The organism is Alteraurantiacibacter aquimixticola (assembly GCF_004965515.1).
In the GTDB taxonomy this organism is placed as follows: Bacteria; Pseudomonadota; Alphaproteobacteria; order Sphingomonadales; family Sphingomonadaceae; genus Alteraurantiacibacter; species Alteraurantiacibacter aquimixticola.
In genome coordinates this window covers 811,489-833,087 of the sequence record NZ_SSHH01000001.1, presented here as the reverse complement: position 1 = coordinate 833,087, position 21,599 = coordinate 811,489, and the positions used below count along the sequence as shown (strand labels likewise).

The following is a 21,599-nucleotide window of genomic DNA, read 5'->3' as shown; positions in this document are numbered from 1 at the left end:
TTGGGAGGGGAAGCGGAATATGGGCCTTGCACGGCTTGCCACGATTGCCATTGCCACCACCACGCTGACGCTGGCCGCCTGTTCGGACAGCGCATCGAACTTCGGACAGATCGACGAGCAACGCCTGCTCGCGGCGGAAGACGATCCGGATAACTGGCTTTCGCACGGCCGCACCTATGCCGAGCAGCGCTTTTCACCGCTGGCCGATATCAACACGCAGAATATCGGCGACCTCAGCCTCGCCTTCGCGGTCGAGTTCGATACCAATCGCGGGCAGGAAGCGACCCCCATCGTGGTCGACGGGGTGATGTACCTCACCACCGCATGGTCCAAGGTCATGGCGGTCGATGCCGCGACGGGCGAGCAACTGTGGTTCCACGACCCGCAAGTGGACGGCGCGAAGGGCGCGCATGCCTGCTGCGACGTGGTCAATCGTGGTGTCGCCGTGTGGGGCGGCAAGGTCTTTTCCGGCACGATCGACGGGCGGCTGATCGCGCTCGATGCCGAAACGGGCGAGGTCGAGTGGGACGTCGTCACCGTCGATCAGGAACAGCCCTATACGATCACAGGCGCCCCGCGCGTCGTGCGCGGCAAGGTGCTGATCGGCAATTCAGGCGCAGAGATGGGCGTGCGCGGTTATGTCTCAGCCTATGATGCCGATAGCGGCGACCTCGTCTGGCGCTTCTACACCGTGCCCGGCAATCCGGCGGATGGCCCCGACGGCGCAGCATCGGATGCAGCTTTCGAGCAGTTCGCGGGCGAGACGTGGTTCGGCGATTATTGGGAGCTTGGCGGCGGCGGCACGGTTTGGGATTCAATCGTCTACGATCCCGAATTCGACCAGTTGCTTGTCGGCGTGGGCAATGGCTCCCCGTGGAACCACCGCGTGCGGAGCGACGGCAAGGGCGACAACCTCTTCCTGTCCTCGATCCTCGCGCTTGATCCCGATACGGGCGAATACAAGTGGCATTACCAGATCAATCCCGGCGAGACCTGGGACTTCACCGCCACCCAGCAGATCACGCTGGCAACGCTCGAGATCGACGGAGAGCCACGCAAGGTGGCGATGCAGGCGCCGAAGAACGGGTTCTTCTACGTGATCGACCGCGCCACCGGGAAACTGATCAGCGCAGAGCCCTATGCCGAGCAGAACTGGGCGGAGCGGATCGACCTTGAAACCGGTCGGCCGGTGGAGATTCCCGAGGCCCGCTTTGCCGATGCGCCCTATTTCATCACGCCCATGGGTATTGGCGCCCATGCCTGGCATCCGATGAGCTATTCGCCCGATACCGGCCTCGTCTACATCCCCGTGATGGAGGTGCCCAACGCCTATGCCGACGATTCCGATTTCGAGCGGCATATCGGGCGCTGGAATACCGGCGTCTCCTTCCTCGCCCCACCAGAAGGTTCGGTGCCGGGGGCAACGCCGGAGGCACGCCGCGCTTACCTTTCCTCCATCACCTACGGCAAGCTGCAGGCCTGGGATCCGGTCAAGCAAGAGGTCGCATGGGAATTGCGCCGAGACTGGCCGTGGAACGGCGGCACGCTGGCAACTGGCGGCAACCTCGTTTTCCAGGGCCTGCCTGACGGACGCTTCGTCGCCTATTCGGCGGACAAGGGCGAGGAAGTATGGAGCTGGCAGGGCGAACGCGGGATCATGGCCGGCCCCATCAGCTATCGCGTCAATGGCGAGCAATATATCGCGGTGATGGCCGGCTATGGCGGCTCCATGGGCATGGCGACGCAGACTGACTGGATGCGCCGCCCGCCGCCCAATGGCATGCTGCTGGTGTTCAAGATTGGCGGAACGGGCACGATCGATCCCCTGCCCCCGATCGAACCGCGTCCCTATGTGACCAACGACGAGACATTCACTGCCGAGCAGCTGGCGGAAGGTCAGGCACAGTACTTCGCCTTCTGCACCATCTGCCATAACGGTCCGGTCAATCCGGACCTGATGAAGAGCCCTGCCGCCAGGGACGCGCAGGCATGGCAGGCGGTGGTGACCGAAGGCATCCTTGCCGACCGCGGGATGATCAGCTTCTCCCCCTGGATCGATGCCGACCAGGTGGAGGCGGTGCGCGCCTATGTCCTGACCGAAGCAGCGCGCCGCGCGAAGGCGCCAGGACAATGAGCGAGGCCACCGATGTCCTGATCGTCGGTGCCGGCCCGGTCGGCATGCTGACCGCGCTCACCCTCGCGCAAGCGGGTGCGAGCGTGAGGGTGATCGAGCGCGAGGAGCACATCATCAATTCGCCGCGCGCGGCGGTCTATTTCCCCTCCACCCTGCTGGTGCTGGAGGAGTTGGGCATCCTCGACGAATTGGACGCGATAGGCTTCCGCAACCGCGCCTTCGGCACTCATGTGCCCGAGTTCGACTACCACTCGGTCGTCGTCACCGAGCCGATCGAGGGGATAGAGTACGACTACCAGCTGCATGTCGGCCAGCACGATGTCGCCCGCGTGGCGATGGAGCATGCGCAGAAGCTGGGCGTGAAAGTCCATTTCGGTACCGAGCTGCACGGCTTCGAGGAATATGCGGACCATATCCTCGCTATGACCACCGGCCCCGATGGCGAAGTTGAATACGAGGCCAAATGGCTCATCGGTGCCGATGGCGCGCGCAGCACGGTGCGCAAGCTGGCGGATATCGAGTTCGAGGGCCACACCTGGCCCGAACGCTTCGTCGCCACCAATGTGAAATTCCCCTTTGGCGAGCTCGGCTACGAACAGGCCAATTTCGTCTGCGACCCGGTCAACATGGCGGTGATCGCGCAACTCGATACCGAGGGGCTTTGGCGATGCACCTATATGGAGGACTCCAGCCTGCCGCTGGAGACTTACGAAGACCGCATCCACCAGCGCTACGAATGGTTCATGCAAGGGAGGAAGGATTACGAGATCGTCTCCTCCAGCCCCTACATGCTCCACCAGCGCGCGGGCGAGACGCTGCGCAAGGGCCGCGTGCTGCTTGCTGGCGATGCGGCACATGCGACGAACCCTTGCGGCGGGCTTGGCCTCACTTCCGGCCTGTGGACCGGCATCGTACTTGCGGACGTGCTGGGCGCGGTGCTGCGCGGCGAGGAGGACGAGAGCATCCTCGACCGCTTCAGCGACGAAAGGCGGCGGGTGTTCTGGGACGTCGTCACCCCGGCCGCGACCGAGAACAAGCGCATGCTGCAGGAGCAGGACCCGGAAAAGCGGCAGCAGGACCTCGCCCATATCAAGGCGCTGGACACAAACCCGGAAAGCGGCGCTCTGCTGATGCTGTTCGCCTACAAGGTGATCGGCGACGTGCTGCACCCCAATTCACGCTGGGCCGATGCCGATCCGTCCGACCGCGTGGCGATCAATATCCGCGACCGGCAGGGCCAGATCCATTGACCCGCAGTTACCGCCCGCAGGACCTGCATCAGGCCGGGCGCGGCAATCCGCTCGAACTCGCCGCGCAGGGCTTCTTCTGGACCGGCGGCGAGCTGGTGGACCACCCGGCGGCCGGCAAGGCCATGCGCGGGCAGCAATATGTCGAATACTGGATACCCGCCGAACTGAAGCACGAGACACCCGTGGTGATGATCCATGGCGGCGGGGGACAGGGGACCGATTTCCTCGGAACGGCGGACAGGCGCGAAGGCTGGGTGCACTGGTTCGTCCGCCACGGCCGGGCAGTCTATGTGGTGGACCGCCCGCAACACGGCCGCAGTCCTTTCAATCCGGAATTCCAGGGGGAGATGGCGAGGCCCGGCCCTACCCACTTCCTCGAACGACTGTTCACCCGCCCAAGCGATTTCGAGGACAATTACCCGCAGGCGAAGCTGCACACGCAATGGCCGGGCGACGGGACGATGGAAGACCCCGCCTTCCTCTCCTTCCTCGCCGGAACCGGGCCAACGCTCGCCGACCATGCGGAGAGCCAGCGCGATGCGCAGCGCGCGGGCGCGGAGCTGCTCGAACGTATCGGCCCCGCCATCCTGCTCACCCATTCCGCTGGCGGACCTCCGGGCTGGCTGATCGCCGATGCAAAACCGGAACTGGTTAGGGCAATCGTGGCCGTCGAACCGCTGGGCCCGCCTTTCGAGGCGATCAGCGGTCCCCTGCCCTTCGGCATCACCCACGCCCCGCTCGCCTTCGATCCGCCGCTTGCCAACGGCGAGACGCTGGCGAGCATGGACCAGCCCTCTCCCGGCGAGGGCCTCGTTCCCTACAAGATACAGGCCGAGCCAGCGCGGCAACTGCCGAACCTCGCCCGCATTCCCATCGTCGTGCTGACGGCAGAGGCCAGCTGGATGGCGGCGGACAACCACGCCATCGTCCATTTCCTGCGCCAGGCGGGCTGCTCGGTCGAGCATTTGCGGCTCGAAAACCTCGGAATTCACGGCAACGGCCATGCCATGCAGCTTGAACGCAACAGCGACGAGATCGCCGGAGCTATTGCCGGATGGCTGGAGAAGCTTTCCTTATAATAATTTGCCCAGCTAACTATTTTCGGTATAGGCCTTTGCGGAATCGAGACACGGGACAGGGGAGAGGATCGTCCATGCGCAAGAGTTTGGCCGCAATGCTGGCGGCGAGCATGATGGCAACGCCGTTGATGGCACAACAAAGTGCAATGGTGCCCGATGACGGTGACTGGCCGCTTTATGCGCGAGATCATGCCGGGCAGCGTTTCGCCCCTCTCGCCGATATCACCCCGGAAAATGTCGACCAGCTGCAACATGCCTGGACTTTCCGCCTGCGGCCCGATGGCGGGGGCGGCATCCTGGCGGGTACGGTGCCGGTCGTTGTCGATGGCGTGATGTATATGCCGCTGGGCGATGCGGTGGTGGCGCTTGAGGCCCACACGGGCCGCGAGCTGTGGCGCCATGCGGTGGAAGGCGCGACGATCCGCCGCTCGGTCACCTATTGGCCCGGCGATGGCGAGCGCGCGCCGCGGCTGTTCTATTCCAAGGGCAATGCGCTGGTCGCGATCAACGCCGCCAACGGCTCGCTCGCCAGCGAGTTCGGCGATGGCGGGGTGATGGAATTCGAAGGCACCGCCTATTCCTATCCGCCCAGCATCTTTCGCAATGTCCTCGTGATCGGTGCGCTGACGCCGGAGATATCCGAAGGCCCCAGCGGCAATAGCCGCGCTTTCGATGCGCGCACCGGCGAGAAGCTGTGGGAGTTCGACGTGATCCCCCAGCCCGGCCAGGTCGGGCACGAGACATGGCATGACGATGGCTGGCGCAACCGTCCCGGCGCGAACATGTGGGTGTGGTACACCACCGCAGATGTCGAGACCGGGCTGATCTTCATGACGCTCGGCAGTCCCGGCCCCAACTACTGGGGCGGTGACAGGCCGGGCGCGAACCTGTTCGGCAACTCGGTTGTCGCCGTGGACGCGGAGACGGGCGAATATCGCTGGCACTTCCAGACCATCCATCACGATCTGTGGGATTGGGACCTCCCCGCCCCGCCGGTGCTGGTCGACGTCGAGGTGAATGGCGAGACCATCCCCGCCCTCGCCGAAACGGGTAAGCCAGGCCTGATGTACATCCTCGACCGCCGCACGGGTGAGCCGGTGCATGGCGTGAACGAAATGCTGGTCGCCGCAGCCGATGTGCCAGGTGAATACTACCACCCGACGCAACCCATCCCGGTGAAGCCCGAGCCGCTCAGCCGCATGTGGTGGGACCCGACCGATGTGGTCACGGCAGAGGACACCAATGCCGAACACGCGGCCGCCTGCCGCGACTTGCTCGCATCCTATGGCGGCACCTTCTTCAATTCGGGACCGTTCACGCCCTTCTTCTTCCATGAGGAAGGCGATCCCCCGCGCGCCTCCATCAACCTGCCGCACAATGGCGGGTCCAACTGGGGCGGCAGCGCGGTCGATCCGACGACAGGTTATATTTACGTCAACACGTCCGAGAGCGGCTCGATCGGCTGGATCGAAGCGCGCGATCCAGAGGGCAACTATGGCCGCGGAACCTCCGGCTCCGCACAGCCCTACGACCGGGGCAGCCTCTCCGGTCCCGGCGCCTATTCCAGCTTCTCCGCAAGCTTCACCGACGAGAATGGCAGGAACGTCAACCTGCCCTGCATCCGCCCGCCCTGGGGCCGGCTGGTGGCGGTCGATGGGAATACTGGCGAGGTGGCCTGGGCGAGCAAGCTCGGCACCACGCCCGAGCTGGGCGAGGACAAGCAGGATACCGGCTCCAACAACACTTTCGGCGGGCCGATGGTAACAGCCGGCGGGCTGGTCTTCATCGGCGCGACCTCCGATGGCATATTGCGCGCCTTCGACAGCGAGACGGGGGAGCTCGTGTGGAGTGAGCAGCTGGATTATGCCGCCATGACCATACCGATGAGCTATCGCGGCGCTGACGGGCGGCAATATATCGCCGTGCTCGCCACCGGCTCCGCCTTCGGGCCGCCAGTGCTGGGGCCGGACAGGCGGCCTGCCAATAACGAGATGCTGATTACATGGGCGCTGCCTGAGTAGGCCTGTCCATGACCAAGGGAGAGAGAACCATGACCATCAAGACAGCCCTCGCCGGCGTCGCCGCCATCGCGCTGGCCGCTTGTGCCGCCAATGCACAGGACAATGCCATCACCACGCCCGAAGGCGCCTTGATGGATAGCGCCGAGGACATTGCCTATGCACCGGGCGAGCTGACGCAGGCGCAGCTTGAGGCATCCAATGCCGATATCGTCACCGGCGGCGGCATGAACGTGTTCCGCCGTTTCCCGCGTGAGATCACGGACGACATGGTGAACTTCTATGTCAACGCGCTGGCGCTGCGCTCGCTCAATCCGATCCAGCTGACCAGCACGCAGCAGATGATCCTGACGGGGGTCGGCAGCATGCAGATCAAGCTGTCGGCCGGACAGGTGGGCGACCGGCTCTACGACCTTTCGGGCGGCGTCACGGGCGGCACGGGCATCCGCTATTTCCGCCTGACCTTCCCCGATGCAGAAGCTGTGCAGACTCGCTTCGCCGAGACCGGGTTCGACACTCCGGAATTCACCGAGGCAGCGGACGGGACCTGGGTTGCACTGACCGATGATCCGGGCGGTTTCCCGATCCAGATCGTGATCGATCCGGCGGCAAAGGACCATTCGGATGACGGTGTGGGCGTAGGCATCGGCGTGTCCGACCTCGCCGAAAGTCGTGCCTTCTACCGCGAATTCGTCGGCCTCACCGAATTGCCGCCTGTCGAGGACGCGCAGCTGGGCGTGACCAAGTACCCCTACAACTTCAACGAGACGACGATCTTCCTGCACCAGACGCCCGCTGGCGGCGGGGCCGACAATGGCAGCGCGGGCATCCAGTATGTCGTCACCGACGCCCCGCTGGCTGCTGCCCGCGGCGATCACCGCGATATCGGCGTACAAACCCCGCTCAACAAGCTGCGCGGGTTCGACCTCATCACCGTATGGCTGAGCGACCCGGACGGGGTGACCAACTACTTCGCGCAGGTCGGCCCCAACAGCCGCACTGCGCAAGGACAGAACTGAGGCCGCAACGAAAAAGGGGACCCCTTGCGGGATCCCCTCTTTCAATCAGTCCGAAGTAGCCGAAGCTTACTTCTTGGCTTCCATGATATAGGCCGCCAGCAGGTCGATCTCTTCATCGGTGATCTGGCCGCCAAAGGCAGGCATGGCGCCCTGGCCGTTGGTGATGCGGGCGACGATGAAGTCCTTGTCCATCGCATCATTGCCATCGAAGGACGGGCCAATGTGGCCGGTGCCGTTAGCATCGGCCATCGCGTGGCAGACGCCGCAGGACCAGGAACTGAACAGGCCGCGCGCTTCGTCCGCCTGCTCTGCAGTCAGGGCCGCCTCGGCAACTTCCTCAACCGGAGCCTGGGTCGGATCCACAGGGGTGGCAACCGCACTCACCAGCGGGAAAGCCAGCGCCGCAGCGCCCAGCGTAGCCACGCCCGTCTTGAACCACTTGCCAGCAATACCCTTGTTTCCAGCCATATCCCGTTTCCACCTTTCCAAATCTGTTCATGAGGGTCGCAAATTCGCGGCCCTAGTCAACAAACCTCCTACCCGAGTCAAGATTTACCGGAGATTTATGCGTGGTTCGCTTGTCCGAAATTTTCGGACATTGTCAACTAACAGCTGTCAACCATATGTCAGTTGTGGCTAGTATGGCGCTGCTGCTAGAGCCATGATGCAGGGTAGAGGAATGGAAGGGCAAAAACACATGCGTAGAATTCTCAGCCAGACGGCACTCATGCTGCCGATCATCGCACTCGCCGGCTGCGGGGAAGAACCCGTGGAGATGCCATATGGCACCGCGCAGCAGTTCATGGCGAATGAAGTGCAGCCCACGGCAGAGATCTATTGGGGCGCGGTCGGCGCGGTCAGCGAGCTGGTGGATGGCGAAGCCGTTTTCACCGAATTCGAACCCGAAACCGACGAGGAATGGGCCAAGGTGAGCGCCGCAGCGGTCAAGCTTCGCGAATTTGGCGAAGTGCTCGCCAGCCCCGCCTATGCCGATGGCCGCGGCGATGACTGGCTGCAATTCGCGCAAGGATTGCAGGATGTCGCAACGCAGGCGGAAGAGGCCGCGCTGGCGAAGGATCCCGAGGCCGTGTTCGAAGTGGGCGGCACCGTCTATGCCGTGTGCACCGCTTGCCACCAGATGTATCCGCCCGCCGAGCTGCCCGAGGGCGAAACGGTCGACACCGTCCAGACCGACGCAAATCGCCCCAATACCGACGAGACGCTGGAGGAATATATGGAAGGCTCCGGCGAATAGGGTCGAGCGGACAGAGCGGTGGCACCATGTACTACCTGATCATCAAGGCGCTTTTGTCGGGCGTAATCATCGCAGTGGCATCCGAAGTGGCGCGGCGATGGCCCGGTGTGGGCGCACTGATCGTCTCGCTGCCGCTGGTTTCCGTGCTCGCCATGATCTGGCTGTGGCATGATACGGGCGATGCGGAGCGCCTCGCCGATCATTCCGCCGCGACCTTCTGGTTCGTGCTGCCCTCGCTGCCGATGTTCCTCGCGATCCCGCTGATGATGCGCAACGGGGTGGGCTTCTGGGCCGCGCTGGCAGCCGGATGCGTGCTGACCATCGTCCTCTACACGCTGATGGTCCTTATCGCGCCCAAGGTGGGGATCAGGCTGTGACGGCACTTCGCGCCTTCCGCCTCTCGCCCATTGGCTGGGCGCTGCTTACCCTCGCTGCGGTGCTGGTCACCGTGGCGCTGGCCCCCTTCGCCGCGTTCGCGCATGACGTGGCGGAGGGGGACAAGGCTTTCGTCCAGTCGATAGAGGGCCCGGCGATCTTCCCCTTCCTCTATCTCGGCGCCAAGCACATGGTGACGGGATATGACCATATCGCCTTCCTTGTCGGCGTGGTCTTCTTCCTGCGCCGGCTGAAGGACGTGGTGCTCTATGTCTCCATGTTCACGATCGGCCATTCGATCACGCTGATGGGCGGCGTGCTGATGGGGATTGGCGCCAATGCCTATATCATCGATGCGATCATCGGCCTGTCGGTGATCTACAAGGGCGTGGAGAATATCGGCGGCTTTGCGAAGATCGGCCTCAATATCGATACGCGGCTTGCCGTGCTGGTCTTCGGCCTGTTCCACGGCATGGGCCTTGCCACCAAGGTGATGGACCTGGAGGTTTCGCCCAACGGCCTGCTCACCAATCTCATTTCATTCAATGTCGGCGTCGAGCTGGGGCAGGTCATCGTCCTCGCCTTCGTCGTCACCCTGTTCAACTCCTGGCGCAATAGGCCGAGCTTTGCGAAATATGCGAAGGCCGCCAATATCGCGCTGATCGCGGTGGGCGTGGCGCTCACCGCCGTGCAAATCCAAGGATATTTGTCATCATGAGCACTTCGAAAAAGCCTCTCATCATTGCCGGCGTAGCAGTTGTCGCCTTCATCGCCGTCGCCTTCGTGATCCCGGCGGAGACCGGGTACGATCCCACCGGCATCGGCACGGCAACGGGCCTCACCAAGATCGCCGATCCCGACAATCCGGAGCTGGAGCGCGGCATGGCGCGGATGGAGACGCAGGAGGTGCTGCTGCTCTCCGACACGCCGCCTGCGGCCGAGGAAGGCGTTGCCGACAGTTGGACATACGAGTTGCAACCCTATGAATCGGTCGAGTTCAAATACACCATCCCAGAAGGCGCGCGCGTCGCCTTCCGCTGGGAAGGGTCGGACACACTCAATTACGATATGCATGCCCACCCGTTCGAGGGCGGCGTGGAGATGACCGAAAGCTTTGGCGTGGATGCGGCGCAGGCGATGCAAGGCGTCTACATCGCGCCCTTCACCGGCATTCATGGCTGGTACTGGCAGAACCGTACGCTGGAGCCGGTCACGCTCACCCTCGAAACCACGGGCGGGATGACCAATTCGGAGATCTTCAGCCAGGCAGGCGAATTCGAGCGCCCGCTGGAAGGCGTGGAGAACACCGTTGAAGGCGCTGCAGCGGGCCATGCGATGCAGGATGCCGAATAGGGACAAGCGCCCCTGTCGCCGATGTTACAATTGGCGACAAAAATTCCGGATTAAGTCAAATTCGAGGCCTTATAGGGCCTTGTTGTTGCGCGCAGCTTGCGGCTAGGTTGTGGCAAATTTCGGACGGGTCGCCGTCCGCATGACACCATAGGGAGATGGTAGTGATCAATCTGTCGAACATCAGTGCTGGCACGCGTGCCATGGGCCGCCGCGGGATGAAGCTGGCCGCCATTTCGGCGCTCGCCATGGCCAGCGCCGCCTGCAGCACCGCTTACGATTCCGGCATGACCACCACGGCCGCCGCGCCGTCCTCCGCCATCGATTACGTCGGCTGGGACGGCTATCTGGGCGGTGGCGACAGCTCGCAATATTCGGCGCTCGACCAGATCAACCGCTCCAACGTCTCGCAGCTTGAAGTCGCCTGGACCTATGCCACCGGCGAAGGCCAGCCCCCGATCTTCAGCCCCACCGTGGGCGGCGGCCGCATGTATGTGCAGAATGGCCAGGGCCAGATCGTCGCGCTCGACCCGGCAACGGGTTCGGAGCTGTGGGTCTCCAGCCTCGAAGGCCGTGGCGCGGGCTCGCGCGGCGTCAACTATTGGGAAAGCGAAGACGGTTCTGAAGGCCGCCTGATCGTCCTCAATGGCGGCATGCTGCGCGCCATCGACGCGGCCACCGGGCAGGTGATCACCAGCTTCGGCAATAATGGCGGCGTGGACCTGCGCGATGCGCTGGCGGATGATGTCGCCATGCCGGGCAACCCGCTGATGACCAACAATCCGGGCCGCATCTACAAGAACACCGTCATCATGTCGCTGCCCGCGGGCGCCTACGACTATGCATCCTCGCCCGCCGACGTGCAGGCTTATGACGTGATCACGGGCGAGCTGAAGTGGGTGTTCCACTCTGTCCCGCGTGAAGGCGAATTCGGCTACGACACCTGGCCGGCCGAGGATCATGAGAAGTTCGGCGGCGTTCACAACTGGTCGGAAAGCACGATCGACGTCGAGAACGGCATCATGTTCGTGCCCTTCGGTACCGCCCGCTATGACTTCTACGGCGGCAACCGCGAGGGCGATAACCTGTTCGCCAACTCGCTGGTGGCCATCAATGCCGAGACTGGCGAGCGCATCTGGCACTTCCAGATCGTCCATCATGACCTGTGGGACTTCGACCTTCCGGTCGCCCCCAAGCTGATGACGATCACCAAGGACGGCCAGGATATCCCGATCGTCATCCAGGCGACCAAGCACGGCTATGTCTTCGCCTTCAACCGCCTGACGGGTGAGCCGATCTGGCCGATCGAGGAAGTGGCTGTCCCGGCATCAGATGTGGAGGGCGAGCATGCCTCCCCCACCCAGCCGGTACCGACCTGGCCCGAACCCTTCATGCGCCTCAGCTTCACCGAGGACGACATCAACCCCTACCTGCCCGAGGCTGACCAGGAAGCGCTGCGCAACAGTTTGCGCAACGAATGGCGCAATGACGGCATCTTCACCCCGCCGTCCGAGCGTGGCTCGATCTCGCATCCGGGTCACAATGGCGGTGCGAACTGGGGCAATGTCGCGGTCGATCCGGTGAACCAGCGCCTCTATGTCGTCAGCCGCGAACTGCCGCTGCTGCTGAAGATCAACAAGGACAATCGCGAAAGCGCGCTGGCCGCCATGCCGAACGCGCAGGAAGACAATGTTCCCTGGCGTTGGCCGGTCAACTTCATGCTGCAGTCGAACGGCATGGTCGCGATCAAGCCGCCTTTCTCCAACCTCACCGCCTATGACATGAATACGGGCGAGCGGATCTTCCACATTCCGAATGGCGAGATCCTGACGCTGGAGGAACAGGGCATTACCGGCGTGGGCGCTCAGGCGCCGCGTTCCGGCCCGATCGCCACGGCGGGCGGCCTGCTCTTCGTCAACACCGCCTCCGACCGCGCCTTCCGCGCCCGCGATGCGGCGACCGGCGAAGTTCTGTGGGAACACCGCTTCGACGCGGCGACCGAAGGCGTTCCGGCCGTCTATGAAGTGAATGGCCGCCAGTACATCACCGTGCCGGTGGGCGGCGTCGGCCACTTCCTCGGCGGTCTCGGCCTGCCCGAACCGGGTGAGAGCCGCTACGTCACCTTCGCGCTTCCGGCGGGCAACTGATGTCGGCGCTGCGGAAGACGACGCTCGCCCTGCTGGGCGGCGCGGCGCTGGCCAGTAGCGGTGCGTGGGCGCAGGAGGACCTCACCGTCCTCCCCGCCCCGTCCGATGACTACCAGCCCGAGCTGACCGCATGGGGGGAGCCCGATTTCCGCGGCGGCTGGCCTATCGACCATTTGAACGGCCGCACCCCGCTGCAACGCGCGGCGGAGCACGGCGACCGGCAGCTGCTGACGCAGGAGGAATTCGCCGAACGCACCGGAATGGTCGAAGCGCTCGAGCAGCGCTACCAGAACGAAGACAGCACGGACACGATGGGCATCGGCCACTGGGCCGAAGTCGCGGCAGCCAATCGCCGCACCAGCTGGATCACCTCGCCTTCCAATGGCCAGCTGCCCGCTTTCACGGCGGAAGGCCAGCGCCTGTCCGATGCCATGCGCTCCACCTGGGTGCAGGGCCAGCCCTTCGACACCTGGCATGATTTCGACAGCTGGGACCGCTGCATTTCGCGTGGCCTGCCCGCCTCCATGTTCCCGTTCATGTATAATAACGGGATGCGCATCTTTCAGTCGCCGGGACTCGTCGCGATCCAGATGGAAATGGTGCACGAAACGCGCCTGATCCCGACCGATGGCAGCGCACCGATCCCCTCGCAGATCGACCACTGGCTGGGCGAAAGCCGGGGCGAGTGGGAAGATCACAACACGCTGAAAGTGGTCACCACCAATTTCAAGCCTGGCCCGTCCGCCACCAATATCGGCACCACCGGCTCCCCGCGTGAAAACGATACGCCGGTGAGCAACCAGGCCCGCCTGGTCGAGCGTTTCCACATGGTCGGCCCGGACGAGATCATCTACGAATTCACCTGGGAAGACCCGGTCGTCTTCACCCAGCCCTGGTCAGCGCGTCTCGAATGGCAGCGTGACGAGGATTACGAGATTTACGAATACGCCTGCCACGAAGGCAATGTGCAGATCCGCAACTTCATTACCGCCAGCCGCGCCGAACGCGCGGAAGCCGCTGCGGCGGCGGTCGGCGGGTCCGAGTAGGAGCAAGTAATGTACCGCCCGCATATCCGTGCGAAACACCTTTTGAAGGCTAGCCTGCTGGCCGGCGCCACCATGGCCCTGTCCGCCTGCATGCAGACGACGCGGGCCGCCGAACCGCAGCAGGTTGCAACCACGCAGGCCGTGCCTGACGACCTGACCACCATGCCCGCCGTCTCCGATGCCTACCAGCCGGGAACCACTGCCTGGGGCGATCCGGACCTGCGCGGTACCTGGCCGATCAACGACATTGCCGAACTGCCCGTGCAGCGCCCGGCGCAATATGGTGACCGCTTCTGGAAGACCGAGGCGGAAATCGCCGCCGAACAGGGCCGCGTGGAAGCGCTGGAAGAAGCCTACGAATCCGAGGATGAGGAAGGCACGATCGGCCTTGGCCACTGGATTGAATATGAGGCCGGCAGCCGCCGCACCTCCATGCTGGTCGATCCCGCCAACGGCCAGCTGCCCGCGCTGACCGAGGAAGGCATCCGCCTCGCCCAGTTCAGCCGCGCCAGCTGGGTGGCCGGACAGACCTTCGACTGGGTGAGTGATTTCGACAGTTGGGACCGCTGCTGGACGCGCGGTTTCCCTGCTTCGATGCTGCCCTTCCGCTACAATAACGGCATCCGCATCTACCAGTCACCCGGCTATGTGGTGATCGCGCTGGAGATGCTCGGCACGCGCATCATTCCGGTGTCGGGAGAGACCGAACAATGGCCTGCAGGCGTGACCGGCATGTTCGGCCAGAGCCGCGGCCGGTGGGAGGATGGCAATACGCTGGTGGTCGAGACGACAAACCTCCAGCCCGGCGCCTCGCCGCTCAACATGGCGACGCGCGGCGTGCCGCCCAACAACACGCTGCCAACCAGCTATGAAGCGACCACGGTGGAGCGTTTCCACATGGTCGGCCCCGACACGATCACTTACGAGCTGACCTATTCCGACCCGGTCGTGTGGGAAGCGCCGTGGACCTTGCGCGTCAACTGGACGCGCGACGACAGCTACGAATTCTTCGAATATGCCTGCCACGAGGGGAACGTGCAGGTCCGCAATTACATTACCGCCGACCGGGCGGCGCGCGAGCAGGAATTTGCGCGCGGCCGCATGGTCGAGCCGATCGATCCTGATGCTGCGCCCCCGCCCAGCATGGATCCGGCCAGCCGGGGTGTAGGAAACGACGAGTAATGCTATGATGCCCGGGCACGCGCGTGCCTGTCCGCGCATCGGGAATTTTTAGGAGAGACGAGAGATGGCAAAGTTCAATTCCACCATGGGCAAGGTACTGGCGGCCGCGTCGCTGGCAGTGCTCGCTGCTACCGGTGCCAGCGCACAGCAGGTTCCCGAGGACCTGACGGTGATGCCGCCGGTCCCCACCACTTTTGATCCCCCGCGTACCGCATGGGGCGATCCGGACCTGCGCGGCATGTTCCCGATCGACAATATCGCCAGCCTGCCGATGAACCGTCCGGCGCAATATGGCGACCGTTTCTGGCTGACCGATGAGGAATATGCCGCCCGCCAGGCGCAGGCCAATGCCTCTGACGAACGCTATGCCGCGGAAGACGAAGGCGGCACGATCGGTTTCGGCCACTGGGTGGAATCCGATGCCTCGGGCCGCCGCACCTCGCTGCTCGCCAGCCCGGCCAATGGCCAGCTGCCGGCGATGACCGAATGGGCGCAGAACCTGTACCAGTCGGGCCGTTCCAGCTGGACGCCGGGCACGGTGCACCAGTGGGTGGACGATTTCGACACCTGGGACCGCTGCGTCACCCGTGGCTTCCCCGCTTCCATGTTCCCCTTCCGCTATAACAACGGCATCCAGGTGATGCAGGCGCCGGGCTATTTCGTGATCAATCTCGAAATGATCCATGACAGCCGCATCATCCCGATTGTCGGCAGCAAGGAAGAGATGGACGCGATGCGCTGGCCGGCCGAAGTGCGCACCTGGATGGGCCAGTCGATCGGCTATTGGGAAGGCAACACGATGGTAATCGAAACCACCAATATCGTTGCCGGCGACAGCGCCACCACCGTGGTTTCCGAGCGTGGCCCGAGCCCGCTCAACATGGCCACCATGGGCGTGCCGCCGTTCAACACCATCCCCACCAGCGAGGAAGCCGTGGTCGTCGAACGCCTGACCATGACCGGTCCGGACTCGATCGTCTACGAGCTGACCTATACCGATCCGAAGGTTTACACCGCGCCGTGGACCGCGCGCCTCGACTGGACGCGCAACGAGGAATACGAGTTCTTCGAATATGCCTGCCACGAAGGCAATGTGCAGGTCCGCAACTACATCACTGCTGCTTCCGCCGGCCTTGCCGCCGAAGCCGCCGATGCGGCCGCGGCCGAAGCAGCTGCGAACCAGTAACGAGTGAACGCAAGAGGGGCGCGTCTGCAGTCCGGCCATCCTTCATACGAAGGTTGCCGAGACAGCGGATAGCGCCCCTTTTTTGCGGCCATGCCCGGTAGGGCAGCCGCACATGCAGGGGAGAGAACGCATATGAACACCTTCACCAAGAGGATCGCCGTCGGTGCGACCCTGCTGGCAGGCCTTTCCGCCTGCGCTGGCACCTACGAGCCGGTCCAGACCGTCTCGCCTCCTGCCTCCGTGTCGGCCGGACAACCGCAATCAGCCCTCAGCCTCAGGCGGGCGCAGACACAGGGTGGCGAGCTGTTGGGGGTGCCCGGCGCGCTGGAAGGCATCACGGTCTTCAAGGGTATTCCCTTCGCTGCTCCGCCCGTGGGCGACCTGCGCTGGGAACAGCCGCAGCCCGCCCCTGGCTGGGACGGCCTGAAAGTTGCGGACACATGGGGCGATTCCTGCGTGCAGAACCCCGCCCCGCAACGCTTCCCGGTCAATTCCGCAACCGACATGCCCGACAGCCCTGGCATCTCGGAGGACTGCCTCTATCTCAACGTCTGGACCCCGGCCCAAAGCAGCGACGAGAAGCTGCCGGTGATGGTCTGGCTCTATGGCGGCGCCTATAATGAGGGCGGCGGTTCGGCTCCCTTCAGCCAAGGCGACCACCTTGCCCAGAAGGGCGTGGTGATGGTCACCTTCAACTATCGCGTCGGCTCACTCGGCTTCATGGCGCACCCTGAGCTGACCGCCGCTTCGCCACATGGCGCTTCCGGCAACCAGGCGCTGGGCGATTCCATCGCCGCTTTGCAGTGGATCCAGGACAATATCGCGGCCTTTGGCGGCGATCCCAGCCGCGTCACCATCTTCGGTGAGAGCGCGGGTGCCGCGATGAATGGCGGCCTTGCGGGCGCGCCGCCTGCCGATGGCCTCGTCCACCGCGTGATCAGCCAGTCGGGCAACTGGATGGGCCTCAACATCGCGCCGATGACCCCGCGCGAAACCGCGCAACAGCGGACGCTCGATGCCGCGCAGGAGAACTTCGGCACCACCAGCCTGGCCGAGCTGCGCGCGATCCCCGCAACGGAGATCCACGCCAAGCTGCCCGGACAGGGCATGATCATCGACGGGCACATCATTCCCGAGGACCTCTCGGTCGCCTTCGCCAATGGCCGCCAGCTGCGGGTGGACGTGCTCAATGGCTCGAATGAGGATGAAGGCAGCTTCACCGCCGCCTTCGGCCCGCCGCCGACGCTGGCCAGCTGGCAGCAGGGCGAAGCCTTCCGCTGGGGCAACCTCGTCGAACAAGGCCGCGCCGCCTACCCGGTCAGCACCGACGAGGAAGCTGTTGCGACCTCCACCATGCCCTTCGGCGACAATATGAGCTGGCTGCACCGCCAGTTCGCCGAATACCAGGCGGAAATCGGCAAGAGCGCCTATCACTACTGGTTCCGCCACGATCCGCCCTATGATGCCGATCGCGCCAACCTTGGCGCAGCGCATACGGGCGAGATTCCCTATGTTTTCGACAATCTCTGCGCCCCGCGCACCTTCCCCGGCGGATCGTCGGTGGATCAGATGTGCGGTAATGCCCGCGAAGAGGCGTTTGCCGACCAGGTCTCGCAATATTGGGTGAACTTCGCCGCGACCGGCAATCCGAATGGCGATGGCCTGCCGCACTGGCCCGCGATTGGCGAGCTGGGCCGGAACGAAGCGATGATTCTCGACGCAGACGGCTCCGGCGTCGGTCCGTGGCTGGGCGAGGCCAAGATCAGCCTGTATGATGCAATGTTCGAGGCGCGCGTTGCCGAACCGTTGGGGATCGCCGACGACTGACGCCCGGTTTGGGAGGGGAAATGGCTGGATTGAAGTGGGCCCTGCTGGGCTCCGTCGCCGCGACGATGTCGCTGGGAGCTGCTGGTCTGGCGCAGGGCATCCCCTCGCCATTCGAGCTGCAGGTGCAGCAGGGGCGTACGCTCTATGCCGCCAATTGCGCCGCCTGCCACGGCGCTGGCCTCGATGGCGGGCAATTCGCCGCAGGACTGAAAGGTCCGGCCTTCATGGCCAGCTGGAGCGGCGTCCCGGCGAGCGATCTGTTCGACTATATCTCCACCTCCATGCCGCCCGGCGGGAGCGCCTCGCTGGGCGAAGCCGAATATGAGGCGCTGACGGCACTGATCCTGGCCGAGAATGGCGGAACTTCGCAGGAGGCCTTGTCCGCAGCCGACATGGCCGCCTTTGCTCAGGTGACCATCCCGCTGCCCGACACCGGGCCCGGCGAGGAAGGCAACGGCATCGGGCTGCCGGGTATCACGAACCGCTATCCGTTCCCTGCTGCGCCGGACCCGGTCGATCGCTTCGCCAACTACACGCCGGTGACGTCCGAGCAGCTGGCCAATCCCGAGCCGGAAAACTGGCTCACATGGCGGCGCGGCCATGAGGGGCACGGATTCTCCCCGCTAACGCAGATCGACCGCAGCAATGTCGACGACTTGCAAGTCGCGTGGTCGCAAGCCCTTCCCCCCGGACCCACCATGGACGAGCCGATCGTGCGCGACGGCGTCCTCTACGTCTTCGGTTTCGGTGACGAGGTCTTCGCCTTCGATGCCGTCAATGGCCGTCAGCTGTGGCGCTATCGCCGGCGCCTGCCCGAAGGAACGGCGCCGCTGTCCAAGAAGACCATGGCGCTGTGGGACGACAAGCTGGTTATCGCCACGTCCGACCTGCACATGATGGCCCTTGATGCCCGCACCGGACGCCCCGTCTGGGATGTAGCTGTGCCCGATGCGGAGGGCCTGCGATCCAATGGCGGACCGCTGGTCGCGGACGGCGTGGCAATGATCGGATTCGCCTCGCAGCGCGATGGCGGCAGCGTGATCCAGGCTTTCGACGCCACGACGGGCGAGCACCTGTGGACCTTCAACACCATTGCGCAGGATGGCACGCCCGGCGGCGATACGTGGAATGGACTCGCTAACGAAGATCGCCATGGCGGCTCGGTCTGGACCTCCGGCACCTATGATCCAGAAACCGGCCTGGCCCTGTGGGGCGTCGCCCAGACCTACGACACTGGTCCGGTGCGCGACGTGCTGCCGGGCATGAACAATGACGGGCTCTACACCAATTCCACCCTCGCCTTCGCGCCGCGCACCGGCAAGCTCGTCTGGTATTTCCAGCACCAGGCGAACGACCAATACGATCTCGACTGGGTGTTCGAGCGCGTTGTCGGCAAGCTGGAGGTTGATGGCGAAGAGCGCCGCGTGATCATCACCGGCGGCAAGGACGGGCTGATCGACACGCTCGATGCCGAGACAGGCGAGTATCTCTCGACCTACGACATGGGTTTCCAGGACTATATCGTCGCCATCGATCCCGAGACCGGGCGCAAGACGCCCGATCCGGCGCTGCTACCCGGACGCGACCGCCCGGCCGTGTTCATGTGCCCGCATGCGGGCGGCGGCCGCAACTGGAGCCCCAACGCCTTCGTCGAGTCGACAGGCATGATGTTCGGCAATTACCGCGATACCTGCATGGAGCTGCGCCCTCGCGCCGAAGGCGGCTTCCTGACCAGCGGCGTCGACGTGTTCTATTCCGCCCCGGCAGACAGCGACGGCATGTTCGGCATCCTCCAGGGAATCGACATGAAGACCGGCGAAGTGCGGTGGGAGAACCGCCGCCGCGCGCCTTACGACACCGGCATCCTCGCCACCGCAGGCGGGCTGCTGTTCGCGGGCGGCATGGACCGGGAGTTCCTCGCCTTCGACCAGGATAGCGGCGAGCAGCTGTGGCGCAGCGCGCTGACCGGAGTGCCCAATGCTTCCCCGGTCACCTACTCGGTCGACGGGCGGCAATATGTCGCGGTCGTCACGGGTGCGGGCAATCCGCTCTCCTTCGGCCTGCCCAACTTCACGCCGGAGCTGCCGGAGCCGGAAATCAACAGCGCGGCGGTGACCGTCTACGCCCTGCCAGAGAACTGAACCGCACAGACATCGCGCAACAAAAAAGGCCGCCCGGTGGGGCGGCCTTTTTCATGTGTGCAGCGTCTTGCCGGTGGAGATCAGTAGTAGATGCCCAACGTAAAGCCGATTGCTCGACCGCAGAAGACGATGATCAGCCAGAAGACAATCGACAGGATGCCGGCCATCTTGGCGCCCTTCGGCAGCGCCGCGCTGCTGTCCCAGTCCGCCACCGACTTGTAGGTGAGGAAGTGGAAGATCAGCATGTTGAGGCCGGCGGCCGCCATCAGTCCCATCTTCGTGAGGAAGTAGGGATTGACCATGTAGGTGCTGGCCTTGCTGATGAACAGCAGCGTACCGGTGATCGCGGCGATCACGAAGCCGATCCAGGTCCATTTCAGCGTGTCGCTGGACATGGTGGAGACCGGCACATTGGTGGACGCAAGGCCAATCAGGCGAAGGTCCATGATCAACACGGTGCCGAACACGGTCACCAGCGCCATCACATGCAGCGATTCGATCATCGGGAAGGCCCACAGGCTTTCGGCAATGCCGATACCGAGCGAGGAATACTCGATCGATTCCCAGATGTTTGTCGGTTCAGGATACATCATTTTGGTCTATTTCCCCCTCAAACCGGAACGTAGGCGATCCAGCGACCGGCCAGCATGATCAGAAGCCACAGGACGACGAGCAGCAGGCCGGTGGCCTTGGTGCTGCCGCTGGGAACATAAGCTGCCCCGCCGGCAAGCGCCTTGCCGCGCACCGAACGCTGGAAGCCCAGCGTGATCAGCACGGTCACCACCAGGATGCCCATCTTGATCCAGAATACCGAGTTGACCATGTTGCGGATCGGCTCGGCCGTGATCATCAGCAGGCCGCTGATGACGATGCCCAGCAGGCCCCACCAGATCCACGGCATGTAGCGCGAGGCCACATCGCTCACCGGCAGGCTCATGCCCGCCTTGCCATGCACGCGCAGCGTCAGCATCAGCAGCGAGGCGAAGGCCGCCGCGATGGAGACGATGTGCACCACCTGTGCCAGCGGCACGTTCCAGAAATTCTCAACCATGAACAGGCTGAGCGGCGTTTCGGTAATCCAGAAGGCAAAATCGAGGAGGAATGTCGTCCTCAGCCAGTCTGTGATGTTAAACAATAGATCGAGCATCTACCTTATTCCCCTCGTCTAAGCTCTCTTATCTCGAACAGGCGGTTTGTGCGCTTGCCTGTCTTCAATCCTTGATCGGGCGCAAATTCCCTTCCCTGCGAATTTACACCCTGCCCTGGCCGCATGCGCTTGAGACAGCGTCAATGAACGGCCCTTTCAATAGCACTCCCCTGCAACTCCTATCGCACTCTCCGGAGGATACCGAGTAACTTTACGGTAACATCGCATAAAGCGCGGCGTTACAGCTGGTATTCGCCGGCCGGAGCCTTGCCGTCAGCCCGCTAGCCGTTCACGCGCGTTCCGCCAAGCTTTCTCCGGCCAGTGTGACGAATCGCGACAATTTGTCACAAAGTCGAACTCGACATTCACACCGTCAATGGCGACGGAAAGCGGACAAGTGCAAGCCGGTCGAAACACCTGTGACGTTACAGCACGTCGAGGGG

18 protein-coding genes are annotated in these 21,599 nt (G+C 63.9%); 15 read left to right on the top strand and 3 right to left on the bottom strand.

Annotated elements, in window-relative coordinates; translation table 11 throughout:
- The first annotated feature begins 19 nt into the window (after positions 1-19).
- The 5 genes from E5222_RS03740 to E5222_RS03720 all read left to right on the top strand — a co-directional run bounded on the left by E5222_RS03740 (position 20) and on the right by E5222_RS03720 (position 7,500).
- The gene (locus E5222_RS03740) at positions 20-2,134 is read left to right on the top strand and encodes a PQQ-dependent dehydrogenase, methanol/ethanol family (RefSeq protein WP_136692362.1); all 2,115 of its coding nucleotides are present in this window, start codon (positions 20-22) and stop codon (positions 2,132-2,134) included.
- Complete coding sequence (locus tag E5222_RS03735; protein WP_169053468.1) at positions 2,131-3,384, top strand: FAD-dependent oxidoreductase; 1,254 nt, start codon at positions 2,131-2,133, stop codon at positions 3,382-3,384. Before E5222_RS03740 ends, E5222_RS03735 begins: the two co-directional genes overlap by 4 nt.
- Positions 3,381-4,463: an alpha/beta hydrolase gene (locus E5222_RS03730; protein WP_136692360.1), complete on the top strand. Its 1,083-nt coding sequence runs from the start codon at positions 3,381-3,383 to the stop codon at positions 4,461-4,463. Before E5222_RS03735 ends, E5222_RS03730 begins: the two co-directional genes overlap by 4 nt.
- 74 nt (positions 4,464-4,537) lie before the next feature.
- Entirely contained in the window at positions 4,538-6,484 is a 1,947-nt protein-coding gene (locus E5222_RS03725) for an outer membrane protein assembly factor BamB family protein (protein ID WP_169053467.1), read from the top strand.
- 29 nt (positions 6,485-6,513) lie between these two features.
- Complete coding sequence (locus E5222_RS03720; protein WP_136692358.1) at positions 6,514-7,500, top strand: VOC family protein; 987 nt, start codon at positions 6,514-6,516, stop codon at positions 7,498-7,500.
- A gap of 66 nt (positions 7,501-7,566) precedes the next feature.
- On the opposite strand, the gene E5222_RS03715 is transcribed toward E5222_RS03720, so the two are convergent.
- Positions 7,567-7,968 (bottom strand): c-type cytochrome, encoded by a 402-nt coding sequence (locus tag E5222_RS03715; RefSeq protein ID WP_136692357.1) that lies wholly within the window; start codon positions 7,966-7,968, stop codon positions 7,567-7,569.
- 229 nt (positions 7,969-8,197) lie between these two features.
- On the opposite strand from E5222_RS03715, the gene E5222_RS03710 reads away from it, so the two are divergent.
- The 10 genes from E5222_RS03710 (at position 8,198) to E5222_RS03665 (ending at position 20,009) form a co-directional block, all read left to right on the top strand.
- The gene (locus tag E5222_RS03710) at positions 8,198-8,755 is read left to right on the top strand and encodes a hypothetical protein (RefSeq protein WP_136692356.1); all 558 of its coding nucleotides are present in this window, start codon (positions 8,198-8,200) and stop codon (positions 8,753-8,755) included.
- Between the two features lie 26 nt (positions 8,756-8,781).
- The gene (locus E5222_RS03705) at positions 8,782-9,132 is read left to right on the top strand and encodes a DUF3147 family protein (RefSeq protein ID WP_136692355.1); all 351 of its coding nucleotides are present in this window, start codon (positions 8,782-8,784) and stop codon (positions 9,130-9,132) included.
- The gene (locus E5222_RS03700) at positions 9,129-9,848 is read left to right on the top strand and encodes a HupE/UreJ family protein (RefSeq protein WP_246021530.1); all 720 of its coding nucleotides are present in this window, start codon (positions 9,129-9,131) and stop codon (positions 9,846-9,848) included. The genes E5222_RS03705 and E5222_RS03700 overlap by 4 nt, the downstream gene beginning before the upstream one ends.
- The gene (locus E5222_RS03695; RefSeq protein ID WP_211196080.1) at positions 9,845-10,483 is read left to right on the top strand and encodes a hypothetical protein; all 639 of its coding nucleotides are present in this window, start codon (positions 9,845-9,847) and stop codon (positions 10,481-10,483) included. Before E5222_RS03700 ends, E5222_RS03695 begins: the two co-directional genes overlap by 4 nt.
- Before the next feature lie 155 nt (positions 10,484-10,638).
- On the top strand, positions 10,639-12,627 hold the full coding sequence (locus E5222_RS03690; protein WP_136692353.1) for an outer membrane protein assembly factor BamB family protein: 1,989 nt from the start codon (positions 10,639-10,641) through the stop codon (positions 12,625-12,627).
- On the top strand, positions 12,627-13,673 hold the full coding sequence (locus tag E5222_RS03685) for a hypothetical protein (RefSeq protein ID WP_136692352.1): 1,047 nt from the start codon (positions 12,627-12,629) through the stop codon (positions 13,671-13,673). The genes E5222_RS03690 and E5222_RS03685 overlap by 1 nt, the downstream gene beginning before the upstream one ends.
- A 9-nt stretch (positions 13,674-13,682) precedes the next feature.
- Positions 13,683-14,855, top strand: coding sequence for a hypothetical protein (locus tag E5222_RS03680; protein WP_136692351.1), 1,173 nt, complete (start codon positions 13,683-13,685; stop codon positions 14,853-14,855).
- A gap of 64 nt (positions 14,856-14,919) precedes the next feature.
- Complete coding sequence (locus E5222_RS03675; protein ID WP_136692350.1) at positions 14,920-16,041, top strand: hypothetical protein; 1,122 nt, start codon at positions 14,920-14,922, stop codon at positions 16,039-16,041.
- Positions 16,042-16,173: 132 nt separating this feature from the next.
- Positions 16,174-17,868 carry a carboxylesterase/lipase family protein gene (locus E5222_RS03670; RefSeq protein WP_169053465.1) on the top strand — a complete coding sequence of 565 codons (1,695 nt, stop codon included), beginning with the start codon at positions 16,174-16,176 and terminating at the stop codon, positions 17,866-17,868.
- A 20-nt stretch (positions 17,869-17,888) separates the two neighbouring features.
- The gene (locus tag E5222_RS03665) at positions 17,889-20,009 is read left to right on the top strand and encodes an outer membrane protein assembly factor BamB family protein (RefSeq protein ID WP_136692348.1); all 2,121 of its coding nucleotides are present in this window, start codon (positions 17,889-17,891) and stop codon (positions 20,007-20,009) included.
- Positions 20,010-20,089: 80 nt separating this feature from the next.
- Here the strand turns inward: E5222_RS03665 and E5222_RS03660 are convergent, their stop codons facing one another.
- Both E5222_RS03660 and E5222_RS03655 read right to left on the bottom strand, forming a co-directional pair.
- On the bottom strand, positions 20,090-20,602 hold the full coding sequence (locus E5222_RS03660; protein WP_136692347.1) for a DUF6644 family protein: 513 nt from the start codon (positions 20,600-20,602) through the stop codon (positions 20,090-20,092).
- Positions 20,603-20,619: 17 nt separating this feature from the next.
- Positions 20,620-21,156 carry a DUF6644 family protein gene (locus tag E5222_RS03655; protein ID WP_136692346.1) on the bottom strand — a complete coding sequence of 179 codons (537 nt, stop codon included), beginning with the start codon at positions 21,154-21,156 and terminating at the stop codon, positions 20,620-20,622.
- Between the last annotated feature and the right edge of the window lie 443 nt (positions 21,157-21,599).